14 protein-coding genes and 1 pseudogene are annotated in these 15,441 nt (G+C 71.2%); 7 read left to right on the forward strand and 8 right to left on the reverse strand.

Annotated elements, in window-relative coordinates:
• Window positions 1-4 precede the first annotated feature (4 nt).
• Window positions 5-376 (reverse strand): YbjQ family protein, encoded by a 372-nt coding sequence (locus tag ACFXPL_RS05245; RefSeq protein ID WP_384912726.1) that lies wholly within the window; start codon window positions 374-376, stop codon window positions 5-7.
• 202 nt (window positions 377-578) lie between these two features.
• Between ACFXPL_RS05245 and ACFXPL_RS05250 the strand changes: the two are divergent.
• Window positions 579-1,325: pseudogene (locus tag ACFXPL_RS05250) on the forward strand (DedA family protein); the annotation flags it as partial.
• 728 nt (window positions 1,326-2,053) lie between these two features.
• Here ACFXPL_RS05250 and ACFXPL_RS05255 read toward each other — a convergent pair.
• Window positions 2,054-3,745 (reverse strand): threonine/serine exporter ThrE family protein, encoded by a 1,692-nt coding sequence (locus ACFXPL_RS05255; protein ID WP_384912729.1) that lies wholly within the window; start codon window positions 3,743-3,745, stop codon window positions 2,054-2,056.
• Between the two features lie 307 nt (window positions 3,746-4,052).
• Window positions 4,053-4,547 carry an inorganic diphosphatase gene (locus ACFXPL_RS05260; RefSeq protein ID WP_003968257.1) on the reverse strand — a complete coding sequence of 165 codons (495 nt, stop codon included), beginning with the start codon at window positions 4,545-4,547 and terminating at the stop codon, window positions 4,053-4,055.
• A 166-nt stretch (window positions 4,548-4,713) separates the two neighbouring features.
• Between ACFXPL_RS05260 and dacB the strand changes: the two genes are divergently transcribed.
• The 6 genes from dacB to folE all read left to right on the forward strand — a co-directional run bounded on the left by dacB (window position 4,714) and on the right by folE (window position 12,244).
• Window positions 4,714-6,180: a D-alanyl-D-alanine carboxypeptidase/D-alanyl-D-alanine-endopeptidase gene (dacB, locus tag ACFXPL_RS05265; protein WP_384912732.1), complete on the forward strand. Its 1,467-nt coding sequence runs from the start codon at window positions 4,714-4,716 to the stop codon at window positions 6,178-6,180.
• A gap of 95 nt (window positions 6,181-6,275) precedes the next feature.
• On the forward strand, window positions 6,276-7,403 hold the full coding sequence (locus ACFXPL_RS05270) for a zinc-dependent metalloprotease (RefSeq protein WP_384912734.1): 1,128 nt from the start codon (window positions 6,276-6,278) through the stop codon (window positions 7,401-7,403).
• Between the two features lie 187 nt (window positions 7,404-7,590).
• The gene (gene tilS / locus ACFXPL_RS05275) at window positions 7,591-8,637 is read left to right on the forward strand and encodes a tRNA lysidine(34) synthetase TilS (protein ID WP_384912737.1); all 1,047 of its coding nucleotides are present in this window, start codon (window positions 7,591-7,593) and stop codon (window positions 8,635-8,637) included.
• A gap of 93 nt (window positions 8,638-8,730) precedes the next feature.
• Window positions 8,731-9,291, forward strand: coding sequence for a hypoxanthine phosphoribosyltransferase (gene hpt / locus ACFXPL_RS05280; protein WP_384912740.1), 561 nt, complete (start codon window positions 8,731-8,733; stop codon window positions 9,289-9,291).
• Window positions 9,292-9,492: 201 nt separating this feature from the next.
• Window positions 9,493-11,520, forward strand: a complete 2,028-nt coding sequence (gene ftsH, locus ACFXPL_RS05285; RefSeq protein ID WP_384912743.1) for an ATP-dependent zinc metalloprotease FtsH — start codon at window positions 9,493-9,495, stop codon at window positions 11,518-11,520.
• A gap of 118 nt (window positions 11,521-11,638) precedes the next feature.
• On the forward strand, window positions 11,639-12,244 hold the full coding sequence (gene folE, locus ACFXPL_RS05290; RefSeq protein ID WP_384912746.1) for a GTP cyclohydrolase I FolE: 606 nt from the start codon (window positions 11,639-11,641) through the stop codon (window positions 12,242-12,244).
• A gap of 95 nt (window positions 12,245-12,339) precedes the next feature.
• On the opposite strand, the gene ACFXPL_RS05295 is transcribed toward folE, so the two are convergent.
• From ACFXPL_RS05295 to folP, 5 genes are all read right to left on the reverse strand, one after another.
• Window positions 12,340-12,834 carry a DUF3180 domain-containing protein gene (locus ACFXPL_RS05295; RefSeq protein ID WP_384912749.1) on the reverse strand — a complete coding sequence of 165 codons (495 nt, stop codon included), beginning with the start codon at window positions 12,832-12,834 and terminating at the stop codon, window positions 12,340-12,342.
• Window positions 12,835-12,885: 51 nt separating this feature from the next.
• Window positions 12,886-13,500, reverse strand: coding sequence for a 2-amino-4-hydroxy-6-hydroxymethyldihydropteridine diphosphokinase (gene folK, locus ACFXPL_RS05300; protein ID WP_384912752.1), 615 nt, complete (start codon window positions 13,498-13,500; stop codon window positions 12,886-12,888).
• Window positions 13,497-13,856 (reverse strand): dihydroneopterin aldolase, encoded by a 360-nt coding sequence (gene folB, locus ACFXPL_RS05305; protein ID WP_329822203.1) that lies wholly within the window; start codon window positions 13,854-13,856, stop codon window positions 13,497-13,499. Before folB ends, folK begins: the two co-directional genes overlap by 4 nt.
• A gap of 192 nt (window positions 13,857-14,048) precedes the next feature.
• Entirely contained in the window at window positions 14,049-14,537 is a 489-nt protein-coding gene (locus tag ACFXPL_RS05310; RefSeq protein ID WP_384912908.1) for a nuclear transport factor 2 family protein, read from the reverse strand.
• 8 nt (window positions 14,538-14,545) lie between these two features.
• Entirely contained in the window at window positions 14,546-15,427 is an 882-nt protein-coding gene (gene folP / locus ACFXPL_RS05315; protein WP_384912755.1) for a dihydropteroate synthase, read from the reverse strand.
• Between the last annotated feature and the right edge of the window lie 14 nt (window positions 15,428-15,441).

Consider the following 15,441-nt stretch of genomic DNA (forward strand, 5'->3'; position numbering starts at 1 on the left):
CCGCCTACGTCTCGATCTCGCTGATCACGACGGCTGTGCCGTACGCGCACACCTCCGTCCCGACGTCCGCCGCCTCCGACACGTCGAACCGCATCATCAGGACGGCGTTGGCGCCCCGCGCGCGGGCCTGCTCGACGAGGCGGTTCATCGCCTGGTTACGGGTCTCCACGAGCGTCTTCGTGAGCCCCTTCAGCTCGCCGCCGATCATCGACTTGAGCCCGGCGCCGATCTGGCTGCCGAGGTGGCGCGAGCGGACCGTGAGCCCGAAGACCTCGCCGATCACCTTCTGTACCTGGTGTCCGGGCACGTCGTTCGTGGTGACGACCAGGATGTCCGTCCCGGGGCCCTGGCCGCCGCCGTACTCCTCGATGCCCATCGCGCGTACCGCCTTCCGTCCCGGTCCCCGTGCGCTCCCGTGTCAGGCACAGCTTTGTCCCCCTCTGCCCGGTGTGCATCCCGAGCGCATACGCGGGAGGGTGGGTGGAACCTGGGGGAGCGCCGGTCCGTTGATAGCTTGTGCGCGGCCGACCACGCCGAATCGACGATCGACCGACCAAAGACTCAGGAGTCCGGAAACCGTGACCACCCTTGCTCTCGGACCAAGCTGGCTGGACCCGGACTATCTGATCGGGACCTTCGGGCTGATCGGTGTCCTGGTCATCGTCTTCGCCGAGTCCGGTCTCCTCATCGGCTTCTTCCTGCCCGGTGACTCGCTGCTCTTCACCACGGGCCTGCTGGTCACCGCCGGCACCCTGAAGACTCCGCTCTGGATCGTCTGCGGACTGATCGTGCTCGCCGCGATCGCCGGTGACCAGGTCGGATATCTCTTCGGCCGGAAGGTCGGGCCCGCGCTCTTCAAGCGCCCGGACTCCAAGCTCTTCAAGCAGGAGAACGTGGAGAAGGCGCACGACTTCTTCGAGAAGTACGGCCCCAAGTCGCTGGTCCTGGCCCGGTTCGTGCCTGTTGTCCGTACGTTCACGCCGATCATCGCCGGTGTGAGCCGGATGAACTACCGCTCGTTCATCACCTTCAACATCATCGGCGGCGTCCTCTGGGGCGCGGGCGTCACGCTGCTGGGCGCGGCGCTCGGCAAGATCGCCTTCGTGCACGAGCACATCGAGATGATCCTCATCCTGATCGTGGTGATCTCGGTCCTGCCGATCGTGATCGAGATCCTGCGCGCACGCTCGCACTCCAAGAAGTCGGCCGGCCAGGAGCCCGCGGTCGACGACGGCCTGGTCGGCCCCGGTACGGCGGCCATGGAGGGGCACGGCGTCCCCGTCGCCTCCGGTGCGCCCGCCCCCGGTGCGCCCGGTGCGGAGACGATGCGGTTCCCGAAGATCACCGGCGACTCCGGCCCGGACGGCGCGCTCCAGGCTCCGGGTGGCTACGGCCAGGCTCCCGGTCCGTATCAGGAGGCCGGCGCGTACCAGGAGACCGGTGGCTACCAGGCCCAGGGTGGCTACGGCCAGGCCCCCGGCCCGTACCAGGCCCCCGGCGCCCAGCAGAACCCCAACCCGTACCAGCAGCCGGGCGGATACCAGCAGCAGGGCGGATACCAGGGCTCCGGCGGGTACCAGGGCCACCAGAACCAGAATCAGAACCCGCAGGCGCAGGCGCCCCAGAGCCCCAACCCGTACCAGCAGGGTCAGCAGTGGCAGCAAGGACCGCAGGGGCAGCAGGGCGGTTACGGCCAGGCCCCCGGCCCGTACCAGGCCGACCCCGGTGCCTACCAGGCTCCCGGCCCGTACCAGGCGCCTCACCCGCACCGGGGGCCCGGCGCGCCCGACGACGCGCCTGACGGTCCCGACGACCCGCAGGGCCGGCACGGTCGGCACGGCAGGCACTGACACTCCCGCCCTGGGCCCCGGCCCCTCGCTCAGCCCCGCACCGGAACGGAACGGTGCGGGGCTGAGCCGTGTCTGCCAGTCCGCGCGGAGGCCCCATATTTTCCGGGGAGCCTGGCAGCGGTGGCAGCGTTACCGGCGAGTCCTCCGGGGACGGACACTGTTGGCCGGTCCGGTCCGGTCACGTCCTGGTTGCCGTTGCAGTACTAGAAGCCGCGCGTCCGCTTGGCCGCGCGGCGGCTCGACGCCCGTCCGGAGCCGGGCACCCTGAGGAACAGCCGGGAGATCTCCCCTCCCAGGTTCACCCCCACCGCGATCGCCAGCGCCAGCGCCACCGCCTGGGAGAGGAAGGCGAGCCCGCGGTCCAGCTCGTTCTGCGCGAAGCCCAGCAGCCCGAAGTACGTCGCGGAACCCGGCAGCAGCGGCCCGATCGCCGCCGTGACGTACGGCAGCGCCGAGGCGAACTGGTAGCGCGAGAAGAGCTGCCCGAACAGGCCCACCACCCCTGCCGCGACCGCCGTGGCGGCCACCGGCGAGATCCGGCCGATGTCGTGCATCGCCGCGTAGACGACCCAGGCGATGCCGCCGTTGAGCGACACCATCAGCACGGTGGAACGTTCCTGCTGGAGCAGGATCGCGAAGGCGACACTCAGCGTCACCGCCGCCAGGGTCTGCGCCACCGGCCGTACGTCCGCGTGCAGCGCCGCCTCCGGGTTGAGCTGGGCGTGGAGCTGGACCCCCAGGTAGAGCACGAGGAGGACGCCGACGACGATCGCGATGAAGAAGTACATGACCTCCAGCAGCCGCGCCCCCGCCGTGATGTAGTAGCCCGTCAGGCCGTCCTGCACCCCGGCCACCAGCGCCCGCCCCGGCAGCAGCGCGAAGAGCCCACCGGTGATGACCGCCGAGGGGCGGCCCTCCCAGGAGAGATGCGGCCCCAGCAGCGTCAGCGCCACCCCCATCGCGGCGGGCGGCATCGCCGCCACCACGAACTGGTAGAACTCCGGCAGCCCGCGCCCCGCGCACAGCCACGCCAGCCGGTCGCCCAGCATCGCGCCGAGCGCCGCGACCACGAACACCAGCACACTGCCGCCGACCAGCACCGAGGCCGAACCGGCCAGCAGCCCGCTCGCCGCGGTCAGCACCCAGCCGGGGTACGGGTGCCGGTTACGGCGGATCTCCGCGAGCCGCCGGTACGCCTCTTCCAGCGTGGTGTCCGTGTCCTCGGTGGTGATGTCGTCGATGAGCGTGTAGACGGCGGACAGCCGGGTGTAGTCGGTGCCCCGCCGCCGTACCGTCCTGCTGGCCGTCACCGGGTCGTCCACCAGCGACGGCTGATGGGAGATCGACAGCAGGGTGAAGGTGACGGTCGGCTCGCAGCGGTCGAGCCCGTACGCCCGGCTCACCGCGAACATCGCGGCCTCGACGTCCTCGGCGCCCTCACCGCCCGCGAGCAGCAACTCGCCGATACGCAGGGTCAGGTCCAGGACGCGCGGGACGGCGGGCCCCTGGTCGTCGTGGCGCTGCACGATGTCCGGTACGGGACGGTCCCCGACCGGCATCCGCAGCAGCGTCCGCATCCGGTCCTGCCAGGGCGCCTCCTTGCTCAGCGCGAACCGCGGCACGCCGCGCGCGGGCGTGAACGCCGAGCCCGCCCCGGCGCCCGCCCCCTGGCCGGTCCCCGCCGGCACGCGGGCGCCGTCCGGCAGATCGAAGGCGGACCCTTCCGGCTCGGGCGGCGGCTCCGTACTGGTCCCGTCGGGGAGCGCGAACTCCGACGTCGGATGGTCGTCCTCGGGGAGCGGGGGCTGTTCCACCCCGAGCGGTGGGGAGAAGGCGCTGCGTGCCTCGTCCGACGGAGGCTTTCGGTCCTCGGACCAGTCCGGCTCGGCCACCACGGTCTGCGTCCTCACTCCCTGTCGTGCCACTCGTTGTCGTATCGCTGGTGTCTCGTACCCGCTGGTGTCTCGTACCCGCTCGTCTTCGTACCCGCTCGTCGCCGTGCCACGTGTCCCCGGCGGGTGGTCCCCGGCACACGGCCGCCGCCACACGGTCCCCGGCGGTACGCCTCTTCACGCGCGCCGTCCGCTCAGTATGTGCACGGGAAAGGGACGGGCACACGCGGACGGGCGGCGCACCCACGAGGGGTACGCCGCCCGTCGTCCGCCCGGCGGCCTTCCGCCGGTCACACGGGTGAGCCGCGCGTCAGTGCGCGCCGCCCTGCGCCTCCAGGCGCTTGTACGAGGCCTCGATCTCGGCCTCGGCCTCGGCGCGGCCGACCCAGTCGGCGCCCTCGACGGACTTGCCGGGCTCCAGGTCCTTGTAGACCTCGAAGAAGTGCTGGATCTCCAGGCGGTCGAACTCCGAGACGTGGTGGATGTCGCGCAGATGCTCCACCCGGGGGTCGGAGGCGGGGACGCACAGCAGTTTGTCGTCGCCGCCGGCCTCGTCCGTCATCCGGAACATGCCGATGGCGCGGCACTTGATGAGACACCCGGGGAAGGTCGGCTCGTCCAGGATGACCAGCGCGTCCAGCGGGTCGCCGTCCTCGCCCAGGGTGTTCTCGACGAATCCGTAGTCCGCGGGGTAGCTGGTCGAGGTGAAGAGACGACGGTCAAGGCGGATCCGACCGGTCTCGTGGTCCACCTCGTACTTGTTCCGCGAACCCTTAGGGATCTCGATGGTGACGTCGAACTCCACGGGTGGCTCCTCCATGATCAACACAATGTCCGGGTGATGCTGCTGTTGCCGTCCCCATGCCCCGGCCTGACAGGCCGTTACTGGCCGGGGTGCCATGCTCGGGGCGAGGCGCAGTGGTTAAGTGTCCCCCACGCAGCAGTGTGGTCGCGAAAGGGGCTGGTCAGCCGTGGTTGAGCCGAAAGCGTGGCAGGTCACGGCGGGTTCCGCCGCGCTCGGCCTCACCCTCGCCGCCGTGGCGGTGGTGGCGGCGGGCCCCTGGGACTCCGGTCAGCGTAAGGCCGAGCGGGAGTGGGCGGTCGCACAGAACCGCGCGGGTGGCGCACATCACGATCCGTCCGCGCCGCGCACGCCCGCGCCCGCCCCCAGCGCCGCCGGAGTGCTCCGCGCGCTCACCGCCCCGGACACCCCGCGTACCGGAGCCACGCCCGGAGGAAAGGCACCCGCCGACCTCGGCCGGACACTCGGCGCGCTGCTCGACGCGGAGGCGCTCGGCCCGTCCCGTACGGCGTCCGTCGTCGACACGGCCACCGGCGAGGTCCTGTACGGCAAGGGCGCCGCCACCCCGATGACCCCGGCCTCCACCGTCAAGATCGCCACCATGGTCGCCGCGCTCTCCGCGCTCGGCGCCGACCACCGCATCGCCACCACCGTCATGGCCACCCCTGACCAGCGGAAACTCACCCTGGTCGGCGGCGGCGACGCCACCCTCGACCGGAAACGGCTGGCCGCCCTGGCCGGCGACGCCGCCCGCGCGCTGCGCGACAGCGGCATCACCACGGTCGAACTGCGCTACGACACATCCCTCTACTCGGGCCCCCGGGAACACCCCATCGGCCCCAACGACAACATCGCCCCCGTGGTCCCCCTGATGGCCGGACAAGGGCGGCTCGACGCGTCCACGACCGGCCCCGCGCCGCGCAGCGGCAACCCCGCAGGCGACGCCGCCCGTACCTTCGCCCATCTGCTGCGCGAACGCGGCGTACGCACCACCGAGCCCCCCTCCGCGGGCAGACCCGCCAAAGGCGCGGAACCGCTCGCGCGCACCTACTCCGCACCCCTGGCCGACCTGGTCGAACGCGCACTGACCGAGAGCGACAACGACATCGCGGAATCCCTCGCCCGGCAGACCGCCGTCGCCGGCGGCGAACCGGCGAGCTTCGCGGGCGCGGGCCGGGCCGTCACGGCGCAGCTCGCCAAGCTCCGACTGCCCCTCAAGGGGACACGCTTCGCCGACGGCAGCGGACTGAACCGCAAGGACAAGGCCAGCGCCGCCCTGCTGACCGCCCTGCTCACCCGCGCCGCCGACCCCGGCCACCCGGAGCTGCGCCCCGTCCTCACCGGCCTGCCCGTCGCCGGGTTCACCGGCACCCTCCGCAGCAGGTACGGGGACGCCGCGCCCGCCACCGGGCTCATCCGGGCCAAGACCGGCACGCTCACCGGCGTGGACACCCTGGCCGGCACCGTCGTCGACGGCGAGGGCCGGCTCCTGGCCTTCGCCTTCCTGGCCGGTGCGACGAAAGCCCCCGACACCGCCCGGACGGCCCTGGACCGGCTCTCCGCCGCCCTGGTCCCGCGCACGGCCTCCGCACCGCCTCCCGCACCGGTCCCGGCCAGGGGCTCCGCCGCCCCCTGACCGGGGGACCGGCCGTCCCCTAGGGGGCGAACCAGGGGAAGAACCGGGCGCCCCACACCTCACCGCACTCCGGGCCGAGCACGTACGGTTGACGCATGACGAGCATCGGTGGTGCAGAGATGGTCGACTGGAACCTCGCGGTGGCGACCGCGACCCGCCTCGCGCGGCCGGGACCCGAGGTCACCCGCGACGAGGCGCGCGAGATCGTCGCCGAGCTGCGGCGGCACGCCAAGGCGGCGGAGGACCACGTCCGCGGTTACACGAAAATGATCCCCGAGGGACACGAGCCACCGGACACCCCGGTCCTGGTCGTCGACCGCGCGGGCTGGGTCAAGGCCAACGTGGCCGGCTTCCGCGAGCTGCTGAAGCCCCTGTTCGAGAAGATGCAGGAGCGCCGCCCGGGCGGCGCCGGAGGCGCCGTCATCGGCGCGGTCGGCGGCAAGGTCACCGGCGTCGAGGTGGGGATGCTGCTCTCCTTCATGTCGTCCCGGGTCCTCGGCCAGTACGAGACCTTCGCCCCCGCCACCCGCGACCTTCCGGCAGCCGCCGACGGCGGCCGGCTGCTGCTCGTCGCCCCCAACATCGTCCACGTCGAACGGGAACTGGACGTCGACCCCCACGACTTCAGGCTCTGGGTCGCGCTCCACGAGGAGACCCACCGCACGCAGTTCACCGGCGTGCCCTGGCTGCGCGACCACCTCCAGGGCGAGATCCAGTCGTTCCTCGACCAGACCGACGTCGACCCGATGACCGTCGTCGAGCGGCTGCGCGAAGCCGCCCAGTCCCTCGCGGGCGGACGCCCCGAGGGCGAGCGGGACGAGGACGGCAGGAGCATCGTCGAGCTGGTGCAGACCCCGGAACAGCGCGAGATCCTGGGCCGGCTCACCGCCGTGATGTCCCTCCTGGAGGGCCACGCCGACTTCGTCATGGACGGCGTCGGACCGCAGGTCGTCCCCTCCGTCGCCGAGATCCGCGAGAAGTTCCAGCAGCGCAGGGCCCGCGGTGCCAGCCGCCTCGACCTCGCGCTGCGCAAGCTGCTCGGCCTCGACGCCAAGCTCCGCCAGTACCGCGACGGCGAGCGGTTCGTGAGCGCCGTGGTCGACCAGGTCGGGATGGACGGCTTCAACCGCGTCTGGACCTCGCCGAACACCCTCCCCACCAAGGCGGAGATCGCCAAACCGGCGGACTGGGTCGCGCGGGTGCACCGCAAGGCGGATTCATGAGCGGAAGCTGACGTCTGGCAGGAGGACGCCTCAGGTATCACCCATCCGAGGGACCGTGGGTGAGGGATAGGCGTGCAATGCTCGGGTAATGGCTCGGTTCTGTCACCATCGACGCACTCTGAGTGACGCTCTCCGTCCGTTATCCGACCGAGGCACCCCCCAAATAACATCACGAAGGGCACCGGATATGGGTCCCCATCCTGCGGTCGCGGCGATACGCCTGGCGGTCCGCCGCGTACTCCACGAGGTCCTCACCGACCACGCCGAACTCCTCTCCGCCACCTCGCACCCCCCCGCCGCCACTCCCCACGGCGCCGACGGGCTCCCGCTCGTCCTCGTCGCCTGCTCCGGCGGCGCCGACTCCATGGCGCTCGCGTCCGCCCTCGCCTTCGAGGCGCCCAAGCTCTCCGTACGGGCGGGCGCCGTCACCGTCGACCACGGCCTCCAGGCAGGCTCCGACCTCCGCGCCGCCGACGTCGTCGCCCGGCTCGGCGCCATGCGCCTCGACCCCGTCGAATCCGTCGCCGTCACCGTAGGGCGCGACGGAGGGCCCGAGGCCGCCGCCAGGGACGCGCGCTACGCCGCCCTCGACGCCGCGGCCGAACGCCACCGCGCCGCCGCCGTCCTCCTCGGCCACACCCGCGACGACCAGGCCGAGACGGTCCTCCTCGGCCTCGCCAGAGGATCCGGCACCCGCTCCCTGTCCGGCATGGCGGCCGTCTCGGGGGCGGCCGGACGCTACCGGCGCCCCTTCCTCCAGCTCGACCGGCAGACCGCCCGCAAGGCCTGCCTGGTCCAGTCCATCCCCGTCTGGGACGACCCCCACAACGCCGACCCCGCCTACACCCGCTCACGGCTGCGCCACGAAGGGCTGCCGGCCCTGGAGAAAGCTCTCGGCAAGGGCGTCGTCGAGGCCCTGGCCCGTACGGCACAGCTCTCCCGCGACGACGCCGACGCCCTCGACGCCTGGGCCGCCGACGCGGAGGCGACCGTACGGGACGAGACGGGGCAACTCGCCTGCCCCAGGCTGTACGCGCTGCCGCCCGCGGTCCGCCGCCGGGTGCTGCGCCGGGCCGTCATCGCCGCGGGCGCCCCCGCCGGTTCGCTGTTCGCCCGTCACATCGAAGAGGTCGACCGCCTGATCACGGGCTGGCGCGGCCAGGGAGCCATCAATCTGCCCGGCCGCGTGGAGGCCAGGAGGCAGGGTGGCAGACTGGTCATCCGGCAGGGCTGAAGCGCTGATGCACTACGGCTGTGTCTCCCGGGCCGCCAGGACGTGTTCGAGCAGTCCCGTCCGGCCCCGGACCGCTGGCCGACAACGAAAGTGATGCGGGTGGACGACAAGGACATGGGCAACGACCTCCAGTCGGTGCTCATCACCAAGGAAGAGATCGACGCGAAGCTGGCCGAACTGGCCGCGAAGATCGACGCGGAATACGCAGGCAAGGATCTGCTTCTCGTCGGTGTCCTCAAGGGCGCCGTGATGGTCATGGCGGACCTGGCGCGCGCCCTGTCCACCCCGCTGACGATGGACTGGATGGCCGTCTCCTCGTACGGGGCGGGCACCCAGTCCTCGGGCGTGGTCCGGATCCTCAAGGACCTGGACACGGACATCAAGGGCAAGCACGTCCTGATCGTCGAGGACATCATCGACTCGGGGCTGACCCTGTCGTGGCTGCTGTCCAACCTCGGTTCGCGGGAGCCGGCCTCCCTTGAGGTCTGCACCCTGCTCCGTAAGCCGGATGCCGCAAAGGTCGCGATCGACGTCAAATGGATCGGCTTCGACATTCCCAATGAGTTCGTCGTCGGATATGGGCTGGATTACGCGGAGAAGTACCGCAACATTCCATTCGTCGGCACCCTCGCACCGCATGTCTACGGGGGTTAGCCCAGGACCTGGGCCGGGGCGCGGCGACCACCGCCGGGAACCTCAGCCCGGCTCGCGCCGTTGGAGCAGGGGAAGACGGGTTCGTCAGCCGTCCCGTGCGGTCGCGGGCCATGATGCTGGGGTACCTTCCCAGGAACAGTCTTTTCTCACAGCAGCATTTACCTACGGGCAGGAGGGACGGGGCGACTTCGCTCCGTATGGATGGACGTGAAGCGATACTTCCGTGGGCCGGTCATGTGGATCGTGCTGGCCGTCCTCGCCGTGGTCGTGTTGATGCAGGTCGTCGGCTCGTCGGGCGGCTACAAGACGGTGGACACCGGTGAGGTAGTCCAGGCGATCGACAAGAACCAGGCCGAGCAGGTCAAACTGACCACCGGCGACGACCAGATCATCAAGGTCGACCTCAAGGACGGCCTGAAGGTCAAGGGCAGCGACAAGATCCAGGCCAGCTACATCGGCAATCAGGGATCCTCGCTGGCCGCAACGCTCCAAACGAAGTTCCAGAACGGTGACATCACCAAGGGCTATACGGTCTCGCCTTCGAAGCAGAGCCCGTTCCTCTCGGTGCTGTTCTCGCTGCTGCCCTTCGTGCTGATCGTCGTGGTCTTCCTGTTCCTGATGAATCAGATGCAGGGCGGCGGATCCCGCGTCATGCAGTTCGGGAAGTCCAAGGCCAAGCTCATCACCAAGGACACCCCGAAGACGACCTTCGCCGATGTGGCCGGGTCGGACGAGGCGGTCGAGGAACTCCACGAGATCAAGGAATTCCTCCAGGAGCCCGCGAAGTTCCAGGCCGTCGGCGCCAAGATCCCGAAGGGTGTGCTGCTCTACGGCCCGCCCGGTACGGGCAAGACGCTGCTCGCCCGCGCCGTCGCCGGCGAGGCCGGGGTGCCGTTCTACTCGATCTCCGGCTCCGACTTCGTCGAGATGTTCGTCGGTGTCGGCGCCTCCCGGGTGCGCGACCTCTTCGAGCAGGCCAAGGCGAACGCCCCGGCGATCGTCTTCGTCGACGAGATCGACGCCGTCGGCCGACACCGCGGCGCGGGCCTCGGTGGCGGACACGACGAGCGCGAGCAGACGCTGAACCAGCTCCTGGTGGAGATGGACGGCTTCGACGTGAAGGGCGGCGTCATCCTGATCGCCGCCACCAACCGGCCGGACATCCTCGACCCTGCGCTGCTGCGCCCGGGCCGGTTCGACCGGCAGATCGCCGTCGACCGCCCGGACATGCAAGGCCGTCTGGAGATCCTCAAGGTCCACCAGAAGGGCAAGCCGGTCGCCCCGGACGTCGACTTGGGCGCCGTCGCCCGTCGTACGCCCGGCTTCACCGGCGCGGACCTGGCGAACGTGCTGAACGAGGCCGCGCTCCTGACGGCGCGCGGTGACGGGAAGCTCGTCGACAACCACGCCCTGGACGAGGCGATCGACCGCGTCGTGGCGGGTCCGCAGAAGCGGACCCGGATCATGTCCGAGAAGGAAAAGAAGATCACCGCGTACCACGAGGGCGGTCACGCCCTGGTCGCCGCGGCGTCTCCGAACTCCGACCCGGTGCACAAGATCACCATCCTGTCCCGCGGTCGGGCCCTGGGCTACACCATGGTCCTGCCCGACGAGGACAAGTACTCGACCACGCGCAACGAGATGCTCGACCAGCTCGCCTACATGATGGGCGGACGCGCGGCGGAGGAACTGGTCTTCCACGACCCGACCACCGGCGCTGCCAACGACATCGAGAAGGCCACGACCACGGCGCGGGCCATGGTCACGCAGTACGGCATGACCGAGCGGCTCGGAGCGATCAAGTTCGGCGGCGACAACACCGAACCGTTCCTCGGCCGGGAGATGGCGCATCAGCGCGACTACTCGGAAGAGGTCGCCGCGCTGGTCGACGAAGAGGTCAAGAAGCTCATCGAGACCGCGCACAACGAGGCGTGGGAGATCCTGGTCGAGAACCGTGACGTACTCGACAATCTGGTCCTGGCGCTCCTGGAGAAGGAGACGCTCAACAAGGAGCAGATCGCGGAGGTCTTCTCGACCATCGTGAAGCGTCCGGCCCGTCCGGCGTGGACCGGCTCCTCGCGTCGTACTCCCTCGACGCGTCCGCCGGTGCTCTCGCCCAAGGAGCTGGCGCTGACCAACGGCGCGGCCGGCGCCAACGGCGGGCTCCCGTCCGTGACGTCCGGCGAGACGCCCACCGAGGCGGTTCCCGAGGACCGTCCGGAGAGCTGACAGCGGGCCGGGTCCCGTCCGAGGGCCCGGAATGGATGCCGCGTCTCCCAGGTTTTAGCCTGTGGGGGCGCGGCATTCGTATGCCCGCGGACGAGAACGGCACAGGAACGAGGCACACATGACCGACCCGGTGACGCTGGACGGGGAGAGCCCGATCCGCGAATTCGACGAGAAGCGGGCCGAGAATGCCGTGCGCGAGCTGCTGATCGCGGTCGGGGAGGACCCGGACCGCGAGGGGCTCCGGGCGACGCCTGGCCGGGTGGCGCGCGCGTACAAGGAGATATTCGCCGGGCTGTGGCAGAACCCCGAGGACGTGCTCACGACGACGTTCGACCTGGGCCACGACGAAATGGTCATGGTGAAGGACATCGAAGTGACCTCGACGTGTGAACACCATCTGGTCCCGTTCGTCGGGGTCGCGCACGTCGGCTACATCCCGTCCACGGACGGCAAGATCACCGGGCTGTCGAAGCTGGCCCGCCTCGTGGACGTCTACGCCCGCAGGCCGCAGGTCCAGGAGCGGCTGACGACGCAGATCGCCGAGTCCGTGATGGAGATCCTGGAGCCGCGCGGGGTGATCGTGGTCATCGAGTGCGAGCACATGTGCATGTCGATGCGCGGCGTACGGAAGCCCGGGGCGAAGACCATCACCTCGGCCGTACGCGGCCAGCTCCGCGATCCGGCGACCCGCGCGGAAGCGATGAGCCTGATCCTGGCCCGCTGAGCGCTCCGCCGGACGTCCGGCGGAGCACGCTCGGGGCCTGTACGGAGACGCCGCCGTCCTGCGCGCCGCCCGGCGGCCGCTCGGGCGGCCGGGGGTCAGGCGGGGCCGGCCGGGGCCGCGCCGTTCTTGTTGTCGTTGCCGTCCTCGGGGAGCTTGCAGACCCGCTCCAGGAAGAACGCCGCGACGATCACCGCGACGCCCGCCAGTACGGAGAAGCCCGCGTAGATGGCCTGGTCGCGGCGGGCGGGGATGTCGAGGGAGCCGAGCAGGAAGACGCCCGTACCGCCGTACATGCCGGAGACCAGGGCCGCCACCAGCGCGCTCGCCTGGCCGAAGACCACGGCGCGCGCCGCCATCAGCGGATCCACGCCCTGTGCGCCGGGGCGGCGCTCCCGCTGGGCCTTGAGCCGGGAGCGCAGCGAAAGAGCCGTGGCGGCGAGGACCGCGGCGATCGCGGCGAGCACGATGGGTGCCGCGAGCGGCACGCTCGGCAGGGTCCCGAACGCGTCCCAGAGGCGCGCGGCGGCCCAGGAGAGCACGCCGGCCACCACGAACAGGCCGGCGAGGACGCCGATCCGCAACTGCTTCACCGAGTAAGCCGCCCTTCACACCTCGCCGTACCGATCCGCAGAGCCTAACGACTATTCGGGCAGGCGCAGTTCCAGGTCGGACCGGGACCGTACGCCGTCCTGTCCGACATCCGTCAGCAGCTCCGCCACCGGGCCGCGGCCCGGGACCCGCGCCTCCGGATCCACGTCGTGCCACGGGGCGAGTACGAAGGCGCGCTGGTGGGCCCGGGGATGCGGGAGGGTGAGCTGCGGGTCGTCGGAGACGACGTCCGCGTACGCCAGGATGTCCACGTCGATCGTGCGCGGCCCCCAGCGCTCGTCACGGACCCGGTCGAAGGCTTCCTCGATGGCCTGGCCGCGCTCCAGCAGCGAGGACGGCGGCAGCGTCGTCCTGATGACCACCACCGCGTTGTAGTACGACGGCTGCGTGCCGGGGTCGACGCCCCAGGGCTCCGTCTCGTACACCGGGGAGACGGCCTTGACCCGGACGCCGGGGGTGTCCTCCAGGGCGTCGATGGCGCCCTGGAGGGTCTCCAGCCGGTTCCCGAGGTTGGAGCCGAGGGCGACCACGGCCCGCTGCGGGTTGGACAGCGTGCTGTCCGCGGCGTCCACCTGGGCCACCACGGAGGCGGGCACCGGCTGGACCGTGGGGTCGCTCTGCGGCCCGTTCGATGAAGACAGACTCATACTCGGCTCCGGGTGATGGTGATGGTCACATCGTCAAAGGGCACGGTGATCGGGGCGTCCGGTTTGTGCACGACGACCTCGACCTCCTGGACGCCGTCGTGTTTCAGGCAGCTCCGGGCGATGCGCTCCGCCAGCGTCTCGATCAGGTTGACGGGCTCTCCCTGGACGACCTCCACGACCTCCTCCGCCACGATGCCGTAATGGACGGTCTTCGCCAGGTCGTCGTCGGCCGCCGCGGGGCGGGTGTCCAGGCCGAGCACCAGGTCCACGATGAAGGTCTGGCCCTCCTCGCGCTCCCGGGGGAAGACGCCATGGTGCCCGCGGGCCTTGAGGCCGCGCAGCGCGACACGATCCACGCGAATCACTCCTGCTGTCGTTTGTCGTCGGGGCACACGGTCGCGAGCGGGGGCGGCTCGGTGCCCACATTTGAATCTACCTGCGGGCACCGACAGTGCTGTCCCGCGGGGTGACGGGGAGCGCGCCGCGCGACTGGTAGCCGCCCCTACCCGCCGGTTCTTCCCGCCAATCCACACAGACCGATTACCCGGTCACGCGGGTGGCACGTCGTCCGCTTCCCCGTCCTCCTCGCCGGTTTCGGTCAGTACGGGGGAACCGTGGTGCGACCAGAGCTTCCACCCCTGCGGCGTGCGCCGGAACACGTTCGTCGCGACGACGAGCTGCCCGACCAGCGGCCCCAGCTCGCCGCCCGACTCGGCGGGCCCACCGCTGAGGATGTTCTCCGTGCAGGTCACCAGCGCGGTGTCGGCGTTGACGGAGACCGCGACGTCGGTGAGGAAGAACTGGATGTACTCGGTGTGCGCCATGATCAGGGCGTACGAGCGCAGCACCTCGCCGCGTCCGCTCAGCACCGGCCAGCCCGGGTGGACGCAGGAGACGCCGGAGTCCTCGCCGTCCAGCCAGAGCCCCGACAGGGTCTCCAGGTCACCGCGCTCCATCGCCTCGTAGAACGTGGTGTTGGCCCGCTCGACCCGGTCGCCGTCCGTCGGCCCGCTGTCGTCCGGCGCGCCGCTCTCCATCCGGGCGGTCACCGGGCTCCCTCGACCGGGCCGCGGGCGCCTTCGACGGCGCGCGCCACCCGTACCGCGTCGGCCGTCGCGCGTACCTCGTGGACCCGGACCGCCCAGGCGCCCTGGTGGGCGGCGATCGCGGAGACCGCCGCGGTGGCCGCGTCGCGCTCGCGGGCGGGCGGCGGGGAGTTCTCGCCGCCCGCGAGGACGTGGCCGAGGAACCGCTTGCGGGAGGCCGCGACCAGCAGTGGCCGGCCCAGGGCGCGCAGCTCGGTGAGGTGGGCGAGGAGTTCCAGGTCGTGCCCGGCCTGCTTGGCGAAGCCGAGGCCGGGGTCGACGACGAGGCGTTCGGGGGCGATACCGCCGGCGATCACGGCGTCCATCCGGTCGCGCAGTTCGGCGACGACCTCGGCGACGACGTCCGCGTAGACCGCGCGGCTGTTCATGGCCTGGCTGAAACCGCGCCAGTGCATCACGACGAACGGCACCCCCGCGGCGGCCACGGCGGGCACCATCGCCGGGTCGGCGAGCCCGCCGCTGACATCGTTGACCAGGGCCGCGCCCGCGGCGACGGCCTGCTCGGCGACGACGGCGCGCATGGTGTCGACGGAGACGGTGACGCCCTCGGACGCCAGGCCACGCACGACGGGGACGACACGCCGCAGCTCCTCGTCCTCGTCGACCCGTGTCGCGCCGGGCCGCGTCGACTCGCCGCCGACGTCGACCAGGTCGGCGCCCGCGCCGACGAGGTCGAGGCCGCGTTTGACGGCGGCCGTGGTGTCGAACCAGCGACCGCCGTCGGAGAAGGAGTCCGGCGTCACATTGATGACCCCCATGACCGCACACCGGTCCCACCCCGGCAGCCCCTGAACCGTGCCCCGCCCGCGCAACGTACTCATATGCCCCACCCTAG

It is taken from the genome of Streptomyces sp. NPDC059092 (genome assembly GCF_042756365.1).
Taxonomy (GTDB): domain Bacteria; phylum Actinomycetota; class Actinomycetes; order Streptomycetales; family Streptomycetaceae; genus Streptomyces.

Coding starts and splice junctions, on each gene's coding strand:
- hpt (WP_384912740.1), top strand. CDS start 8,731: ATGCGGGTGGACGACAAGGACATGGGCAACGACCTCCAGTCGGTGCTC.
- ACFXPL_RS05310 (WP_384912908.1), bottom strand. CDS start 14,537: ATGGAGAGCGGCGCGCCGGACGACAGCGGGCCGACGGACGGCGACCGG.
- ftsH (WP_384912743.1), top strand. CDS start 9,493: ATGGACGTGAAGCGATACTTCCGTGGGCCGGTCATGTGGATCGTGCTG.
- folK (WP_384912752.1), bottom strand. CDS start 13,500: ATGAGTCTGTCTTCATCGAACGGGCCGCAGAGCGACCCCACGGTCCAG.
- ACFXPL_RS05270 (WP_384912734.1), top strand. CDS start 6,276: ATGACGAGCATCGGTGGTGCAGAGATGGTCGACTGGAACCTCGCGGTG.
- folP (WP_384912755.1), bottom strand. CDS start 15,427: ATGAGTACGTTGCGCGGGCGGGGCACGGTTCAGGGGCTGCCGGGGTGG.
- tilS (WP_384912737.1), top strand. CDS start 7,591: ATGGGTCCCCATCCTGCGGTCGCGGCGATACGCCTGGCGGTCCGCCGC.
- folE (WP_384912746.1), top strand. CDS start 11,639: ATGACCGACCCGGTGACGCTGGACGGGGAGAGCCCGATCCGCGAATTC.
- ACFXPL_RS05245 (WP_384912726.1), bottom strand. CDS start 376: ATGGGCATCGAGGAGTACGGCGGCGGCCAGGGCCCCGGGACGGACATC.